Annotated in this window: 16 protein-coding genes; 10 read left to right on the top strand and 6 right to left on the bottom strand. The window is 52.8% G+C overall.

The genetic code is table 11. The features are described from left to right. Positions 1-401, top strand: a 401-nt coding sequence (locus A7E48_RS01850; protein ID WP_141669339.1) for an IS3 family transposase, incomplete at its 5' end; no start/stop codon positions are given. 69 nt (positions 402-470) lie between these two features. Here A7E48_RS01850 and A7E48_RS01845 read toward each other — a convergent pair. Together A7E48_RS01845 and A7E48_RS01840 are read right to left on the bottom strand one after the other, a co-directional pair. Beyond that, positions 471-1028, bottom strand: a complete 558-nt coding sequence (locus A7E48_RS01845) for a YdhK family protein (protein ID WP_068168711.1) — start codon at positions 1026-1028, stop codon at positions 471-473. Positions 1029-1186: 158 nt separating this feature from the next. Beyond that, positions 1187-1633 carry a hypothetical protein gene (locus A7E48_RS01840; protein ID WP_068168708.1) on the bottom strand — a complete coding sequence of 149 codons (447 nt, stop codon included), beginning with the start codon at positions 1631-1633 and terminating at the stop codon, positions 1187-1189. A 210-nt stretch (positions 1634-1843) separates the two neighbouring features. Here A7E48_RS01840 and A7E48_RS01835 point away from each other — a divergent pair, with 210 nt between their 5' ends. Continuing rightward, positions 1844-3253: a mycothione reductase gene (locus tag A7E48_RS01835; RefSeq protein WP_068168704.1), complete on the top strand. Its 1410-nt coding sequence runs from the start codon at positions 1844-1846 to the stop codon at positions 3251-3253. 168 nt (positions 3254-3421) lie between these two features. Here the strand turns inward: A7E48_RS01835 and A7E48_RS01830 are convergent, their stop codons facing one another. Together A7E48_RS01830 and A7E48_RS01825 are read right to left on the bottom strand one after the other, a co-directional pair. Then, positions 3422-5440 carry a long-chain fatty acid--CoA ligase gene (locus A7E48_RS01830; RefSeq protein WP_068168701.1) on the bottom strand — a complete coding sequence of 673 codons (2019 nt, stop codon included), beginning with the start codon at positions 5438-5440 and terminating at the stop codon, positions 3422-3424. Continuing rightward, positions 5437-6195 (bottom strand): carboxylesterase, encoded by a 759-nt coding sequence (locus A7E48_RS01825; RefSeq protein ID WP_068168698.1) that lies wholly within the window; start codon positions 6193-6195, stop codon positions 5437-5439. Before A7E48_RS01825 ends, A7E48_RS01830 begins: the two co-directional genes overlap by 4 nt. Positions 6196-6380: 185 nt before the next feature. On the opposite strand from A7E48_RS01825, the gene A7E48_RS01820 reads away from it, so the two are divergent. After that, on the top strand, positions 6381-7121 hold the full coding sequence (locus A7E48_RS01820; protein WP_068168696.1) for a 1-acyl-sn-glycerol-3-phosphate acyltransferase: 741 nt from the start codon (positions 6381-6383) through the stop codon (positions 7119-7121). Between the two features lie 152 nt (positions 7122-7273). Further along, complete coding sequence (locus A7E48_RS01815) at positions 7274-8656, top strand: class II 3-deoxy-7-phosphoheptulonate synthase (protein WP_083147125.1); 1383 nt, start codon at positions 7274-7276, stop codon at positions 8654-8656. An 88-nt stretch (positions 8657-8744) separates the two neighbouring features. On the opposite strand, the gene A7E48_RS01810 is transcribed toward A7E48_RS01815, so the two are convergent. Continuing rightward, positions 8745-10241: a serine/threonine-protein kinase gene (locus tag A7E48_RS01810; RefSeq protein WP_068168693.1), complete on the bottom strand. Its 1497-nt coding sequence runs from the start codon at positions 10239-10241 to the stop codon at positions 8745-8747. A 136-nt stretch (positions 10242-10377) separates the two neighbouring features. Here A7E48_RS01810 and A7E48_RS01805 point away from each other — a divergent pair, with 136 nt between their 5' ends. Further along, positions 10378-10749 carry an Rv2175c family DNA-binding protein gene (locus A7E48_RS01805; protein WP_068168722.1) on the top strand — a complete coding sequence of 124 codons (372 nt, stop codon included), beginning with the start codon at positions 10378-10380 and terminating at the stop codon, positions 10747-10749. 90 nt (positions 10750-10839) lie between these two features. Here the strand turns inward: A7E48_RS01805 and A7E48_RS01800 are convergent, their stop codons facing one another. Next, positions 10840-11955 (bottom strand): polyprenyl synthetase family protein, encoded by a 1116-nt coding sequence (locus A7E48_RS01800; protein WP_068168691.1) that lies wholly within the window; start codon positions 11953-11955, stop codon positions 10840-10842. 148 nt (positions 11956-12103) lie between these two features. Between A7E48_RS01800 and dinB the strand changes: the two genes are divergently transcribed. The 5 genes from dinB (at position 12104) to A7E48_RS01775 (ending at position 16269) form a co-directional block, all read left to right on the top strand. Next, positions 12104-13330 (top strand): DNA polymerase IV, encoded by a 1227-nt coding sequence (gene dinB / locus A7E48_RS01795; RefSeq protein WP_068168688.1) that lies wholly within the window; start codon positions 12104-12106, stop codon positions 13328-13330. A gap of 82 nt (positions 13331-13412) precedes the next feature. After that, positions 13413-13811, top strand: a complete 399-nt coding sequence (locus A7E48_RS01790) for a DUF3040 domain-containing protein (RefSeq protein WP_068168684.1) — start codon at positions 13413-13415, stop codon at positions 13809-13811. A 301-nt stretch (positions 13812-14112) separates the two neighbouring features. Continuing rightward, positions 14113-14544, top strand: coding sequence for a division/cell wall cluster transcriptional repressor MraZ (gene mraZ, locus A7E48_RS01785; protein WP_068168681.1), 432 nt, complete (start codon positions 14113-14115; stop codon positions 14542-14544). A 115-nt stretch (positions 14545-14659) separates the two neighbouring features. Continuing rightward, the gene (gene rsmH, locus A7E48_RS01780; RefSeq protein WP_083147124.1) at positions 14660-15604 is read left to right on the top strand and encodes a 16S rRNA (cytosine(1402)-N(4))-methyltransferase RsmH; all 945 of its coding nucleotides are present in this window, start codon (positions 14660-14662) and stop codon (positions 15602-15604) included. Then, entirely contained in the window at positions 15601-16269 is a 669-nt protein-coding gene (locus A7E48_RS01775) for a hypothetical protein (RefSeq protein WP_068168676.1), read from the top strand. Before rsmH ends, A7E48_RS01775 begins: the two co-directional genes overlap by 4 nt. Positions 16270-16286 lie beyond the last annotated feature (17 nt).

Raw genomic sequence — 16286 nt, 5'->3', positions numbered from 1 at the left:
TCGTGTCGTACAGCATTTCAACCTCACCGAATACGGCGTTTACGTCGCAATCTTTACGCGATGCCATCGCGCAAGAATCACCAGATAAAGGTTTGCTTGTACATACCGACCAAGGATTCCAATATCAACATTCCAGCTGGCGCACACTCATCACAGCTATCGGTGGCACACAATCGATGTCAAGGAAAGGAAACTGTTACGACAATGCGGTAATGGAAAACTTCTTCGGACACCTCAAATCAGAGATGTACCACGGGGAATCATTCACCAGTCTGGAGACGTTCTACCACGCAATTGATGACTACATCCGTTGGTACAACCATGAACGCATCCAAAAACGACTCAAGGGCCTGACTCCGATGCAATACCGGAACCAGACCCTAAAGCCTCTAACCGCCTAGAATAAAACCAGTCCAACTTTCGGGGGCCAGTTCATCGCCGGAGGGGGCACTATTAAAACATTTTGAACGCTAGCTTCTTGGGGCGATTTCGTCCTCAGTGACCCATTTATGGTTCTTCATTGTCATACCATTTGCCTCATAATCGACCATATAAACAGTCTGATCGGTAACCTGGGAAATTGTCGCTTCAGCACCCTTCATCCCTGGCATGTGGTCTGCCTCAAGCACCGCTTTATCTCCGACTTTAAGAGGCGTCTTGCCTGCATCTTTGAGCTCTTCCTGAACTACCCACTTATGATTTTTGATGGGTGTTCCGCCATCTGTGGGAGTGTAATCTACGGCGTAAGTTGTGGTCTTGTATGCACCAACAATCTTGGCTGGCGCTTCTTTCATGCCTTCCATGTGGTCCGTAGTAAGTGTCACCTCGGTACCTACCGGGTATTTGGGAGCGTTGGCGTCAACGATACCCGCAGGAGCTGAACCGCCATCCATACTGTGGCTGGCCATCGAATGACCCTCCGATGAGGAGCTATGTGATGTGGAATCATTCGATGTGTTCGTTCCACATCCAGCTAAAGCAAGCGTAGCTACTACAGCGGTGGCGAATATTATGGGTCTACGGGACATAGTAAACTCTCCTTAAGTTAGACAGATAACTAAAACTGGGTATAGCTAGTTCTTTAAATCTAACCTAGCCTTCTGATAAGCCCCTGATAACATCCTAGAAATTTATTCAGTCGAGAACCGAACCACTGATTCATCTGAATTTTGCAATAACTCGCCTTTTATCGTCTTCTCATACTTTGCTGGCGGGTTTCTTGCAATCGCGCCGCAGGGGTTACGGAGGTAGCCGATTTCTTCTGTGCCACTGTCTGACTCTTGCGCTGAATCAGTGCTTTCTCGGCGGCTAGGCTTTCACGTGCCTTTGCAGGTGAAGACCCTGCTGCCAAGTATCGCTGGTCGCGTTTCATCTGACGTTCAGAAACCTCATGTGCCTTCGCCTCGGTCATCGACGGTTTGATGACCCGTGATTCTTCATGGGACTCATGCTCTGCCACGTAATCCGTATAAGCACGCTGGCGGGTATCGGTTGCGGTTGTGGCCTTCGACTCTAAGGAACCAACCTCGGACTCTGCTGCCTCTACTCTCTTCTGCGCCTCGTCAGCTACACCAGCGCGACGAGCATACTCACCATCAGTACTCAACCAGTCCACGTCGGTACGCTCTGGCACATCAGAACGACCGTACTTCGCCTCGAATTCACCCTTGACCGCCTCAAACTCATTCGTCCGTGCAGAGCGAGTGAAGAAGTTCGCGGATTCCGCACGTTGTTGAGCTTGCTCAACTCATCCTAATCGCACCCAGCCACTCGCGGAATAAAACCATGCCGTCCTACTGTTTAATGGGTGAGAACAAGCTAACGGAAACAGGGGGAGTCACCTATGTCGAACATCCAAGAATTCGATCTCATCATCATCGGATCAGGTTCAGGCAACTCAATCATCAACGAAGAATGGGACGGCAAAAAGGTTGCCATCATCGACGGCGGCACCTTCGGCGGTACCTGCCTCAATTTCGGCTGCATCCCCACCAAGCAGTACGTCTACCCGGCAACGGTAGCCACCGAAGCCACGCACATCGGACGCCTCGGTGTTGAAGCTGAAGTCACCCACGTGGACTGGAAGTCCATGCGCGACCGCATCTTCAAACGCATCGACGCTATCTCCCACGGCGGCCTCGACTACCGCAAGAGCCTGGACAACGTCACCGTCTTCGAAGAATATGCAAAGTTCACCGGCACTCACGAACTTGAAACCGCATCTGGTAAAAAATTACGCGGCAAGCAAATCGTTATCGCTGCCGGCTCCCACAATCAACTTCCCCAGGTTCCCGGAATCGACCACCCCGCCGTCCACACCTCTGACACCGTCATGCGTATTGACGAACTACCTCAGCGCGTCGTGGTAGTTGGAGGTGGATTCATCGCCGCCGAATTCGCCCACGTATTCAACGGGCTCGGCTCAACGGTCGTGCAGGCAAACCGTAGCGAAACCCTGCTACGTAGCTATGACCAAGAAATCGTCGAGCGTTTCAAACGTGAAGCCGCAAAACAGTGGGACTTGCGCCTCAACTACGCACTGGCGAGCATCGAGAGCAATGACGACGGCTCAGCCCGCGTCGTCTTCGAACACGACAGCAAAAACCTTTCAATTGACGCCGACCTCGTGCTCATCGCAACAGGCCGCACACCCAACTCAGAATCCCTCAACGCCGCAAGTTTCTTTGATCTGCGCGATTCTGGTGCCATTGAGGTCGACCGTTTTCACCGTGTACTATCCGGTGGAAAACCCGTCGACGGCGTCTTCGCACTCGGCGACATCAGTTCCAATTACCTGCTCAAGCACGTTGCCAATGCCGAAACCCGTACGGTACAGCACAACCTCGTCCACCCCGATTCGCTACGCGAAACCGATGAGCGCTTTGTTCCCGCCGCCGTCTTCACATACCCGCAAATCGCTACAGTCGGTTTGACCGAAGACGAAGCGCGCACCAAAGCAACCGAAGAAGGCTTCGAAATTGCGGTGAAAGTGCAGAACTTTGGCGACGTCGCCTACGGCTGGGCAATGGAAGATCAGGTCGGGCTGTGCAAGGTCATTGCCCGCAAAGATACCGGCGAACTTTTGGGCGCACACCTGGTGGGCGAAGAATCCTCGATGCTCATTCAACCACTGATTCAGGCAATGAGCTTTGGACTCACCGCCCATGAGATGGCGCGTGGGCAGTTCTGGATTCACCCAGCGCTTACAGAGGTAGTAGAGAATGCGCTTCTTGGCCTAGAACTAGAAAAGTAAAAACTCGACGGTATGAAAAGGACACTGGCTTAGCTTATTACTGTAGCTTCCTTCAGTGCAGACATTGCTCGCTTCGCAAAACTCGCAAGTCGGGTTCTACAGTAAACGCTTCGCGCGTGCCCTTTTCATGACCGCTTATACCCTGTTGTTGATTTGTTCTTAGGCTTCCTACTTCTCCTCAGCCTTAGACTTTCCATGTTTCTTAGAGTTCTTCGGTTGAGGATTCTTTAGCTGTGAGCCCAAGTCAATCAACTTATTGCCGGTCTCATGGCGGAATTCCTCAAACTTCTCAGCTCGTTCTGCACGCTTAACCTCAACCCGCTCCGAACGCTTATCCGAATACTCCTGGAGCTTCTTGCGAGATTCCGCGATAGAATCCTTGGTGCGGTTGTACATATCATCTACGTACGCCGAAAATTCCTGCAGAATAACTGGACGCTTAATCTTCTGCGAGGGAGTCAAATGTCCGTCTTCCTCAGTGAAATCGCGGTTAAGGATACGGAATTCGCGGATCGACTCGGCACGAGATACAAAAGTATTGGCATCATCCACAAACTTCTGTACAGCCTCCCGCACACGAGGATTAATAGCTGCCTCAGAGACACTCATATCGCGGGGTAGACCCAGGTGTTCCAGCTGATCTGGTAAGGTGTCCGGATCGAGTGTAACTAGCGCTGCAATAAAAGGCTTTTCGTCGCCAACCAGCATGGCATTAGAAACCATGGGGCTGGTACGCAAACGATCCTCTGCAGAGACGGGAATGACGTTCTTACCGCCCGCCGTCACAATAATTTCTTTCTTGCGTCCCACAATCTTAAGGAAACCGCGCTCGTCAATCTGCGCTAAATCTCCGGTGCGTAGCCAGCCGTCTTCTGTGTACGCCACCTTATTTTCTTCTTCATTGTTGAAATAGCCAGGGGAAACTCCGATACCCTTAATTTCCAGCTCGCCATCCTCCGCCAAACGCGCTGAAGTGCCGGGAATCAAAGGTCCCACATTGCCCACTTCGAATTCACGAGTGCGCCCTACAGCCAAGGAACCGGTGGTCTCTGTCATACCGTAGCCCTCGATTACCTTCACGCCTACAGCGTGGAAGAAATGACCAAGCCGCGGCGCCAACGCACCACCGCCAGATACAGCGTACTTAATTTCACCACCCATCGCCTTGCGCAACTGGGAGTAGACTAAGCGGTCATAGAAGCGGTACTGCATTTCTAAACGCTTGGGTACGTCACCGGCAATCTTCGCCTCAGACCATTTACGAGCCACATCAACCGAGCGGTGGAAGAGCTTGGAATTAATGGCGCTTCCCTTTTCGGCCTTCTGAACCGATGCCTCATAAATCTTTTCAAAGACGCGCGGAACCACCAGTAGAAAGTTTGGCTTGAAAGAGTCAAGGTCTGAGGTGAGGTTCTTAATATCGGGGGAGTGACCAACCACCACTCCAGCATCCAGAGCCAAAATCTGGATTTCACGTGCTAAAACATGTGCCAGTGGCAAGAAGATAATGGTGGAGTTACCCTCGCGCGCTACGTTGGGCTCACATACCCTAACGTTTGCAGAGAGACGCACAAAATTCCCGTGGGTCAGCAAGCACCCCTTTGGTTTTCCAGTGGTACCAGAGGTGTAGATGATAGAGGCTGTGTCTTCGAGGGTAGCTGCAGAACGGCGTCGCTCAACCGTTTCATCTGAAATATGCTGCCCCTGTTCTACCAGTTCAGCGAGTGCACCGCTATCAATCACCCAGGTATTTTTAAGGGAAAGCGTTTCAAAGTCGTTGCCCTGCTCGACGACACCGGCAAGTTTCTCAGTCTCCACAAAAACTGCTTTAGCACCGGAATGGGAGAGCGCCCAGGCTGCCTGAGCCGGCGATGAAGTTTCGTACACAGGAACAGAAACCAAACCCGCATACCAGATAGCGAAGTCGATAAGCGTCCATTCATAACGCGTGCGGCTCATAATACCTACGACGTCGCCGCGGTTAAGACCGGCTGCAATCATGCCCTTGGCGAGCTCCACTACCTGCTTTTTGAATTCGGTGGCTCGTACCGGAACCCAGTTGCCGCTCGATCGCTGCACCTTGTAAAGGACAGGATCAGTAGAATCCGATACCTTGCGTTCGAGGATGCTGGTGAGGTTCTGCGAGGGGTCGGAAACTACTGCTTCAGGTATAGAGATGTGTTTCATGCGTGACCTTTCAGATCAGCTTCTAGTGATTGCACAAACTCAAGGGAGTTTTTCAAAATAACGGGCGCATCATAATCGAGCGTTGCTACGTGGTAACTGCGTTCAAGCTCAATAAACTTTACAGGGCATTCAGCATGCTTATGAAAAAAATGGTGGGATTTGTCCGAAACCACATGGTCTTCAGCTGACCGAAAGTAAAGAACGGGAGCCTTAAGGGAGCGAACGAGCGGGCGTGTTTCTTTGCCCAGCGCATGTAGCTCAGCGGCGGCTTTCAATGGAACGCGCGGGTATCCTCCCTCGTCAGCGTCTGGTTTTGCAATATCAGAAGTCACACCATTGGTACTTGTCACAAAACGAGAAAAGAATTTTGCGAAACGTAGTAAGACGGTGGGGTTCTGCACAAAAGGATTAATGAGCACTGTCCCTAAAACTTCTCTACGCACCGATTCCCGCAGAGCCAGCATGCCTCCCATAGAAAGACCAATAACGACGACGTGCTGAGACCGCTGGCATAGCTTCCAATAGGCGTCGTCCACCTCAGACATCCAATCGTGACGAGTCACCGGCATCATGTCTTTCCAATGGCTACCGTGGCCCGGCAGCAGAATCATCTCCACAGGGTAGTCCTGCTCGGCAAAAAATTCCGCAAGCGGTCGCATGCTCCAGGGCGAGCCCGTAAAACCGTGGATTAGCAAAATGCCGATGGGACGGCTACCTGGATGCGATAGCGGGTCGTGAATAATCTCGGAACTCATAGTGCGATGCCTCTCTGTCGGTGCACTTTATTCTGACATTTCCAGCGCTCGACGGCGAGGACCTGCACCATATAGCTCGCTCTCAGCGCATTCTTTCTTAGCCGGGGAGAGCTTTGTGCGGAAATGAGAGCCAGGCAGGTAAAATTTTAAGAAACAGGCAGAAAAATACGTTTGAGGAGTTTTAGATGCTCTATATGGCATTGAAAAAGACCGTGGTGGGGCCGCTGATGTCTCGACTAGTACACCATGAAATGCAGGGCGTGGAAAACCTTCCCCAGACAGGCGCCATCTTAGCGAGCAACCACCTTGCTTTCTGCGACTCTATTTTTCTGCCCCTTGCTGTTCCGCGCCAGGTGTACTTCTTGGCTAAGTCTGACTACTTCACCGGCACCGGCATTCAGGGCGCGGTCAGTCGCTGGTTTTTTACCGCGGTAGGGCAGCTACCGCTGGATCGCTCCGGTGGCGCTAAGAGCCAGGCATCGCTAGATGGCGGAGCGCAGAAACTCCAAGAAGGCGGCTACTTGGGTATTTATCCAGAAGGCACCCGGAGCCCCGACGGTCGCGGCTACCGCGCCAAGCTTGGCGTCGCACGTCTGGCACTGACTCAGCGCGTACCCGTGGTACCGGTGGGACAAATCGGCAACAACGATTTTCAGCCTAGTGGTAGCAACAAGATTAACCTGCGGAAGAATGGCAAGAAAGTTACCATCCGCACCGTCATTGGTGAACCTCTTGATTTCTCCGAATACTGGGACCGCGCCAAAGACCATAAAGTTCAGCGTATGGTGGCAGACAAAATCTCTGCAGCTATTAGAGAACTCAGTGAGCAAGAATATGTGCCGCTCTACGCCAGCGATGTTAAAGATCTCATGGCAGAGAAGAATATTTCAGCCTCCGCCGCTGTTGAAGAATTATTGAACAAATAGAGTCATGGTTAGGGGCTACGTGAAATTCTCTCAGCATCTGAAATAAGAGACCGAGAGCGCCTGCCCCGACCCTAGACTGGACAAACAGGCTTGAGTGAATTCTTAACCCTGTTCTCATTGACTACATAACTAAAGGATTCTCCACCATGACTATGGATCAAGAGACTTTGGAAAACGGACTAGCTGGTAGCGCAAGCTCGGCAAAAAATTTTCCCGGTCTTGACGACTGGCGCCAACTTAACATTGACCAGCAACCCACATGGCAAGAGCATCCTGACTATACGAATGTTATCAACGAGCTCAACACCGTGCCCCCGCTGGTATTTGCTGGGGAAGTTGACCGCCTGCGCAAGAACCTCGCTGAGGTAGCAAAGGGAAAGGCATTCTTCCTGCAGGGCGGCGATTGCGCTGAAACTTTCGAGGGAGCAACTGCCGATAAGATTTCAGCCCGCGTAAAAACCCTGCTGCAGATGGCAGTTGTTTTGACCTACGGTGCCTCGATGCCCGTGGTCAAAATGGGGCGTATGGCTGGGCAATTTTCGAAGCCCCGCTCGTCTAACACCGAAACCCGCGATGGAGTGACTCTGCCGACTTTCCGCGGTGAAATGGTCAACGGTTTTGAGTTCGCTGAGGAAGCACGCGCACATGACCCCCGCCGGATGGTGCAGGGGTACCACACTTCGGCATCGACGCTGAATTTGGTGCGTGCGTTCACCACCGGCGGCTTTGCTGATTTACGCTTGGTTAACCAGTGGAATCGTGGGTTCACATCTAACCCCGCTCATGCCCGCTACGAATCGCTCTCGGGTGAGATTGATCGTGCACTGAAGTTCATGGAGGCATGCGGAGCGGACTTCGACGCCATGAAGACCACCGAACTTTACGTGGGTCACGAAGGTCTTTTGCTCGATTACGAGCGCGCTCTGACCAGGATTGATTCTCGTACCAATCAGCCGTACGACACCTCAGGACACTTTATCTGGATTGGCGAGCGTACGCGTGGGCTCGACGACGCTCACGTCGATTTCCTCTCGAAGGTACGCAACCCCATCGGCGTCAAACTCGGTCCCAGCACCACTGCTGATGATGCCCTGCGTCTGATAGACAAGCTCGACCCTGAGCGGGAACCTGGCCGTCTTACCTTCATTACCCGCATGGGGGCTTCTAAGATTCGGGAGAATCTGCCTGCGCTGGTGGAGGGAGTTCAGGCCTCCGGTGCCAAGGTGGTGTGGGTGACTGATCCTATGCACGGCAACACTATTTCGGTACCTTCGGGCTACAAGACTCGCCGGTTCGATGACGTGGTTGATGAAGTCAAGGGTTTCTTCGAGGTGCATGAGGCGTTGGGTTCTTTCCCCAGCGGTATCCATATTGAGATGACCGGCGACGACGTCGCAGAATGCTTGGGCGGTTCGGATCCGATTAATGAAGAAGCTTTTGCTGATCGTTATGAGACCCGGTGTGATCCGCGTTTGAATCACCGACAATCACTAGAGATTGCTTTCTTGGTGGCAGAGTACCTTTCCCGCCGCTAAAGAGAGTGAGAGAAAGGAGCGTTACCTTGGGAGGTAGCGCTCCTTTTTGCTGAGCACATTGAATGAGCTAGGTGCCAAGGTGGGCTGTTTAGGCGGAACCGGAAAAGCTATCAACAAAACTGACCCAGCTGGCAAACCAGCCTGACTGCACCGTGGATTGGGCTATTTGCCAACCCACAAATCCTGCAACCACAAATGCCAGCAGGATGCCGATAAAGATTAAAACAACGGTGGGCAGGGCTGGGGCAGGTTGCCATAGTTCGGGTGCTTTTCGAGGATCCCCTTTGGTGGGGAAATCTTCGCTGGCGGGGGGTACCTGTTCCAACTGTGAGGTACGAGGAAGACTATGTTCTTGGGCCGATGAGCTGCTTTCATGCCGGTAGGACGCTGAAATCGGTTCATAGCGGGTGCTGCCGCGTTCGTCGATGAAGGTGGCGCCTGTTTCGTCTTCTATGAATTCTTCAAGGTAAGAAGTATGGGGCGCCGGTTGGGGGCCAACCCCTGAAATTTCCTGGGGCTCGTAGTACTCGGTTTCAAGGAAATCAGAATCTGTCTCGTTCCACGAGGAGTCGTCGTGGTCATTTTCAAGAGTTCTGAACCCGCTGATGGAAGTTCGTTGAAGCACGTTGGTCGCGCCGGTGCGCTCCGCGATGTATTCAACGTCGTCCCACATCTGCGTTTCTTGAGGGGCAGAACTTTGGGCGCGATACGCTAACTCGTCCTGGGTGAGTCGCTCGCGAATAGACTGCAGAACTTCAAAAAGTTCTGACCCGTCGGCGGGGCGGGCAGATGCTTGCTTGCGCGTGCACCACTTCACGACCCCGACAATATCCGAATCAATACCCGGTGCAAACTGCGCCAGTGAAGGTATTTCGGTATTGATGTTGTGGTAAATAATTTGCTGGTCGTCGCTGAGCCCGGTGAAGGGTAGCCGACCAGCGAGCATCCGAAACATCACTATACCCAGGGCAAAAATATCGACGCCGGGACCAACGCTGGCTTTGGGGTCAACAATTTCAGGAGCCACGTAGGCTGGAGTTCCCATGAGCTCGCCGGTCCATGACTGGTCGGTGCGCCGCGTCAAACCAAAATCGGTGAGTTTGATAGAGCGTTCCAGCGATGAGAGAAGTATGTTGCTGGGCTTAATATCTCGGTGAATAAAGCGGTGGGCATGTACTTCAGACAGGCCTTCAGCTACCGGAACGATGATGTCTAAGGTTTCACCAACGGACAGGACTGGGCGCGTGGTCAACAGCTGCTGGAGTGTACAACCGTGCACATAGTCGAGCACGATAAACATCAGCTTCAAACCGTGTACCGTTTGCGTTCCAGACCCCAGAACGCCCACCACGTGTTCATGGCTAATCTGCCGTAAAGACCGTTCTTCGCGAAAGAATTTCTGCTGTTGCGAAGGGTCGGCTGAAAGTTGAGGAGAGAGAACTTTGATCGCAACCGGGTTGTTGGACCACAAATCCACGCCGTGGTAAACCTCTGCCATTCCGCCACGGGCAATCAGGTGGCCTACCTCGTAGTGGCCATCAAATATTTCGCCTGTTAGCCAGGGCTGTTTCTTCTTCTCACTCATATCCCTATAGATAGTAGGGGAAAAAGCTGGAAAGTTCGTGTACTGAGCCAGAGGCCTGGGAGGTGTGAGGCAAGCGGTGAAAGAATTTGCAGCTAAAACTCGTCAAACACTGGGGATTTCTGGCAGACTCATAGATGTGACTGAAGAAAACTCAACTGCACAGATTTTTGACCTCGTGGGCGAATGGCTCACCATCCCCGACCTTGCTGAGGCATTTGACCTCAAAGTAACTCGGGTACACACTTTGATTTCCGAGCGGGCTCTGCTTGCTCTGCGTGATCCTGAAACCGGGGTGCGGAAGGTTCCTGCCCTTTTCGTACGCGGAGACCGCCCGTTGGAACCGCTCAAGGGTACCTTAGTGGTTTTGGGCGATGCTGGATTTACCGATGAAGAAGCAATCGAGTGGCTCTTTACCGATGACGAATCGTTGCCGGGCCGCCCCATCGATGCACTCATCGATGGCCGCAAGACCGAAATTCGCCGTCGTGCCTCTGCGCTTGCCTGGTAGTACCTCACTCGGTAACCGCTCAGTATTTTATAAAAGCGTGCGTGTGATTCATCTAATGGATGGATCACACGCACGCTTTTTAGTGAAAAATTAGGACGCGCGGTGAAGCAGCCGAGCCACAATATTTTCTAGAGCCAGCCGAGGCGTTTCTTCAATCGGCATTGCCTCAAGCGATGAAATCACGTGCTGACCGATTTTCTCTATTTCTGCTTCTAAGCTGGCTAGTGCTCCGCAGTCGATAATGATGTTTTGGAGCTCTACGATGTCGGTCTCTGTGAGGTCTTGGTTGCCGAGGGCAGAATCGAGTTTTTCCCAGAGCGCGGGTTCTGCTTTTTGCTGGGTGAGGGCAATCAGGAGGGTGCGCTTGCCTTCGCGGAGGTCATCCCCTGTGGGTTTTCCTGTGATGGCGCTTTCGCCGAAGACGCCCAGGACGTCGTCGCGCATTTGGAAAGCTTCGCCGAGGGGGAGTCCGAATTGGCTGAGGTTTTGAAGGAGTGGTGCGGGTGCGTCCACGCGGGCGGAAAGCGCCAGGGCTGCGCCCAGCACGAGGGGGTGTTCGCAGGAGTACTTTGCAGATTTGAAGCGCAGTACATTGCGGCTGCGCGTGATGGCGGCGCTGTTTTTTTCGGTGTTGACTACTTCGCCGAGAATGTCGAGATATTGACCTGCCATAACTTCGGTGCGCATGAGGTCGAAGATTGCTCTTCCTTGGGAGAGTCCTTGGGCTTTTTCTCCAATGGTGTTAAACATTTGTTCTGACCAGGAGAGGCAGAGGTCGCCGGTGATAATAGCACTGGAGATGCCGAAGGTTTCGCTGTCGGTTCGCCAGTTTTGCTGGGTGTGCTGAGCTTGGAACCGGCGGTGGACGGCGGGTGCGCCACGTCGAGTGTCGGAGCGGTCGATGATGTCGTCGTGGATGAGCGCTGCCGATTGGAAAAGTTCGATAGCGGCACCGCAGCGGATGATTTCGGGGGAGTTTTCGTCTCCTCCTGCGCTACGGTTACCCCAGTAGGCAAGGAGAGCCCGGAGCCGTTTGCCGCCGGTGGAGAGCTGTTGGATAGATTCGAGCAGGGGCAATGATTCGGGGGAGATGCTCTCAAGGATAGTTTTTTGCTGGGCGAAGAAGTAGCTCAGTTCTTCTTCGAGAGCTGCGAGGTATGCCTTTTCTTCGGCGGCGACGCTCTGAAATTGTTGCGCGGTGCTCATGGGCTGCCCTTTCGGTTGGGAGAATCTCTTTCCAGCTTAGGTCAGAGTAAATGTTTTGACTATTGAGGGATTCTGACGGGGTAGCGGTACAGGCCATTGCGGACTAGAATCGAATATGTATTCGAATTGAGGGGGTGCTGTGGAACGAATGTCTGGTCGGGTCATTATGCATCTGGATATGGATGCTTTCTTTGTCAACGTTGAACTTCTACAGCGCCCTGAACTGCGCGGCAAACAGATTATTGTGGCGCGGGAGTCTGAGCGTTCGGTGGTTTTGTCTGCTTCTTATGAAGCACGGGTTTATGGAGTGCGATCGGCAATGCCGTTAGTGCAGGCCAAGCGTGCGTGCCCGACTGCGATTGTTGTGGAACCTTCACAGCCGTATCGGGAATACTCGGCGAAAGTGATGAAGATTTTGCATGAGGTCACTGACCGGGTGGAGCAGGTCAGTGTCGATGAGGCTTTTGTTGATTTGACGCCAACGCTAAAGCGGCTGGGGGATCCTGTGCAGACTGCCCAGCGGGTTCGGGAGCGTATCCATGATGAACTTAACCTTCCCTGCTCGGCAGGTATTGCTGCCAATAAGTTTATTGCCAAGATGGCGTCCTCAGGCAGTAAGCCTAATGGGCTGTGGGTTATCCCTCCTTATAGAGTGCAGGAGTTTCTTGATCCATTGCCGGTGGGGAAATTGTGGGGGATAGGGCCGAAAACAGCGCAGAATATTGAGTCTATGGGCATCCACACGGTCCAACAACTGCGGGGATGCACTCTTCCTTTTTTGCAACAAAAATTTGGGCAGTCTTTAGGGGCACATCTCTTTGCAATTTGCAGAGGGAAGGACGACCGCGCGGTAGTTACCGCGCGCGAAGAAAAGTCCATGGGCGCAGAACATACTTTTCTTAAAGACACCCATGAAGGCACACAAATAACCCAAGAGCTCTTTTCCTTAGCGATGGGAGTAGCCCGGCGTCTGCGTTCGGCAGATAAATATGCCCAGAATCTGAGTTTCAAGATACGTTTTGAAGGATTTGAAACCATTACTCGCTCATGTATGCTCACCAGCCCCACCGATTCGGGGCAGAAAATTTACCGAGCGGTGATCAAGCGGCTATTGGAATTGGGCATCTTGGAGAAGCAGAACGACGGCGCGCTCATTGCCCCTCGCGCCATCCGATTATTGGGTGTGCGAGCTGAACGGTTACAGACTCGTTCCTCTGGTTTTCAAGAATCTCTCTTTGCCGAAGATATGACGGCGGTGCGTGAGCAGGGGGCTCCAGACTGGTACTCGGTGGAAAGTGCTATGGACCAGATACACAGTAAATTCGGCTCCCACGGACTGCTCCCTGCAACTCTGCTAAAAAAACACTCAGGGTGATTCATAGCGTGCACCCCGCAATATCTGTAATATTGAGAACACTTCCTATTGGATTACTAACCGCACCACTCAAGGAGAAATCATGGCTCTTTCGGATCATGAACAGCAACTGTTTGACCAACTTGAGCGTGAGTTGCGGGAGAATGATCCGGATTTTGTGAGCTCAATCAGCGCTGAAACGTCTGAGTCTACCCAAGCTACTCAGCTTTCGGTACGAAAGATTGTATTGGGTGTTGTTGCCGTACTTGTGGGACTGGGTCTCATTATTTGGGGAGTATCTACTAAAATTATTTTGCTGGGAGTGCTTGGTTTCTTAGTGGCGGCAGGCGGAGTCTATTGGGCATCTACCTCTGACAGAGGTGCCAAGAGCGCAGAACGAACCGCCGGCGCTTCAACAGCTGCGCCCCGACGTCGTGAATCCAGCACCTTTATGAAGAACCTGGAACAGCGTTGGGATAACCGCCAGGGTGGCTCCTTCTAACCGCATTGCTTCGATGGAGCAGAGCAAGAATCTTGAGAAAGATTCTTGCTCTTTTTCTTTAATAACTTTTCCCTCCACTTCCCACCCCGTTGATGACGTTTGGCGAAGAATGGTGGCGCATTCGAACTCCCATAAGCTCTTTCACCCAAAAAATTTTCCGCAGAAAACCCTGAAAATTCGCAGGGTGGAGCGTCTTTTGATTGAATGTGGTTCATTGTGGAGTAAAGTGGAGGAAAGTAGAACAACAAACATGTAGTTTTGGTGCTCTGCACGCAAGAAGAAGAGAAATGAGGTGTGGTCTATGTTCCTTGGAACATACACACCTCGACTGGACGAAAAAGGCCGAGTCATCCTCCCGGCAAAGTTCCGCGAGGAACTGTCTGCGGGTCTAGTGCTTACCCGGGGGCAGGAGCGTTGCCTCTACGTCTTTTCCGCCCAGGAATTTCAGCGAGTCTATGAACAAATGCGTTCAGCGCCGCTTTCTTCGAAGCAAGCCAGAGACTACATCCGCGTGTTTCTTTCAGGAGCCTCCGACGAGCAACCTGATAAACAGGGTCGTGTAACTATTCCTCAAGCATTGAGGGACTACGCGGGACTGGGAAAAGATTTGACTGTGATTGGTGCAGGTGCACGGGCTGAGATATGGGATTCAGCCGTGTGGAATTCCTACCTTGAAGAGCAAGAACAGCAATTTTCCCAAACCGATGAAGAAGTAATCCCCGGACTTCTTTAATCACCCGGCGCAAGCCACCAAATATCGCACCAGCTGACCAAAAGCCAGAGGAGCCCCAGTGACCGAAAACGCCAACATCCCAGGTGTTTCGGGTAAGCGCGCAGAAGAACGTCACATGCCCGTCATGCTAGAGCGTTGCCTTGAATTGCTTGCCCCTGCCTTTGACCGCGAGAACCCCGTGGTCATTGATGCGACCCTTGGTATGGGCGGACACTCGGAAGCCATGCTGGAACGTTTTCCTCACCTCACCGTCATCGGAATTGACCGAGACCTCATGGCACACCGCATGGCAGGAGAACGCCTACAGCGCTTTGGCGATAGATTCAAACCTGTCCATGCTGTCTATGACAAGATTGAACAGATCTTACTCGACCGCCAACTTCAGGGAGTCGACGGCATCCTGATGGATTTGGGCGTATCCTCCATGCAACTAGACGAACGTGAACGCGGTTTCGCATACTCCTATGACGCGCCGCTCGATATGCGCATGGATTCGACCGAAGAACTTACCGCAGCGGTTGTTGTCAACGAATACGAAGAACACCAGTTACGCCGCATCATCCGAACCTACGGTGAAGAAAAGTTTGCTTCCCGCATTGCACGAGGAATCGTAGAGGCACGAGCCAACCAGCCGCTGAAAACCACAGGCGAGCTGGTTGCCGTCATCCAAAATGTGGTACCAGTTGGCGCCCAGCGTAAGGGCGGACATCCAGCCAAGCGCACCTTCCAAGCCTTGCGTATTGAAGTCAACCACGAACTAGACGCCTTAGAACGCGCCGTTCCCGCAGCCATCAATGCCCTGAATCTGGGCGGTCGCCTGGTTGCTATGAGTTATCACAGCCTGGAAGACAAGATAGTCAAACAGGCCATTGCCGAAAAAGCTCGATCTAGCGCGCCCAAGGGATTCCCTGTAGAGCTAGAGGAACATAAACCTGAGCTCAAAATCATTACCCGCGGAGCAGAACCACCCACTGAAACCGAGATTGAAGAAAACTCTCGAGCCGCCAGTGCCAAACTACGTGCCGCTGAAAAAATCAAAATGACGAAGGTTGCATCATGAGCGCCGAACCACAGTTCCCCGGCAACGAGCGGGAGGTCAAACGACGCCACCTGAGCGTCGTGCCTCGTGGCGACGACCGGCGCGTGCCGGAGAAATCTTCGCGCTCGCAAAAGGCTTTGGTGCCCGATGCTACTCCGCGCACCCGCTGGACCATGCTGATTTTTGTCATCGCATCCATCCCGTTGACCCTGATGTTGATTCTGCTCACGAACATCCTCACCGCATCGCGCCAATACGACCTGGTGGATTTGCGAACCCAGGAGCTTTCACTGAGTCAGCAAAATGAGGCTCTCTCCCAAGAGATTGCCTACTACCAAGCGCCCCAGGATTTAGCGGTGCGAGCTTCACAGCTGGGACTCATTGCTACGCAAGCACAGGCAACTATCAACCTGCAAACCGGGGAAATCACCGGAACGCCGGTACCTGCCGCTCCCTTGGCTGAAGACAATCAGTCGAAGACCGAAAACCTCATCGATCCACCCGCTCTCTACGACACGCAGGCATATGCAACGGCAAGCCAGCGCGCTGAGGAGCAAAAGAAGAAGGACGAGGAGGCCGCTAAGGCTAAGGCTGAAGAAGAGAAGAAAGCCGAAGAAACAAGAAAAGCTGAAGAGGCCAAGAAATCTGCTTCAGCGTCTCCTTCGCCTTCCTCTAGCGGTCACTAACGCATCAGCGTGGAGCA

It is taken from the genome of Rothia sp. ND6WE1A (assembly GCF_001683935.1).
GTDB lineage: Bacteria > Actinomycetota > Actinomycetes > Actinomycetales > Micrococcaceae > Rothia > Rothia amarae.
This window is presented reverse-complemented; position numbering and strand designations above follow the sequence as displayed.

Excerpts from the sequence above, each read along its gene's own strand:
- A7E48_RS01845 (WP_068168711.1), bottom strand. The coding sequence starts at position 1,028 with ATGTCCCGTAGACCCATAATATTCGCCACCGCTGTAGTAGCTACGCTT.
- A7E48_RS01835 (WP_068168704.1), top strand. The coding sequence starts at position 1,844 with ATGTCGAACATCCAAGAATTCGATCTCATCATCATCGGATCAGGTTCA.
- A7E48_RS01830 (WP_068168701.1), bottom strand. The coding sequence starts at position 5,440 with ATGAAACACATCTCTATACCTGAAGCAGTAGTTTCCGACCCCTCGCAG.
- A7E48_RS01825 (WP_068168698.1), bottom strand. The coding sequence starts at position 6,195 with ATGAGTTCCGAGATTATTCACGACCCGCTATCGCATCCAGGTAGCCGT.
- A7E48_RS01820 (WP_068168696.1), top strand. The coding sequence starts at position 6,381 with ATGCTCTATATGGCATTGAAAAAGACCGTGGTGGGGCCGCTGATGTCT.
- A7E48_RS01815 (WP_083147125.1), top strand. The coding sequence starts at position 7,274 with ATGGATCAAGAGACTTTGGAAAACGGACTAGCTGGTAGCGCAAGCTCG.
- A7E48_RS01810 (WP_068168693.1), bottom strand. The coding sequence starts at position 10,241 with ATGAGTGAGAAGAAGAAACAGCCCTGGCTAACAGGCGAAATATTTGAT.
- A7E48_RS01800 (WP_068168691.1), bottom strand. The coding sequence starts at position 11,955 with ATGAGCACCGCGCAACAATTTCAGAGCGTCGCCGCCGAAGAAAAGGCA.
- dinB (WP_068168688.1), top strand. The coding sequence starts at position 12,104 with ATGTCTGGTCGGGTCATTATGCATCTGGATATGGATGCTTTCTTTGTC.
- A7E48_RS01790 (WP_068168684.1), top strand. The coding sequence starts at position 13,413 with ATGGCTCTTTCGGATCATGAACAGCAACTGTTTGACCAACTTGAGCGT.
- mraZ (WP_068168681.1), top strand. The coding sequence starts at position 14,113 with ATGTTCCTTGGAACATACACACCTCGACTGGACGAAAAAGGCCGAGTC.
- rsmH (WP_083147124.1), top strand. The coding sequence starts at position 14,660 with ATGCCCGTCATGCTAGAGCGTTGCCTTGAATTGCTTGCCCCTGCCTTT.
- A7E48_RS01775 (WP_068168676.1), top strand. The coding sequence starts at position 15,601 with ATGAGCGCCGAACCACAGTTCCCCGGCAACGAGCGGGAGGTCAAACGA.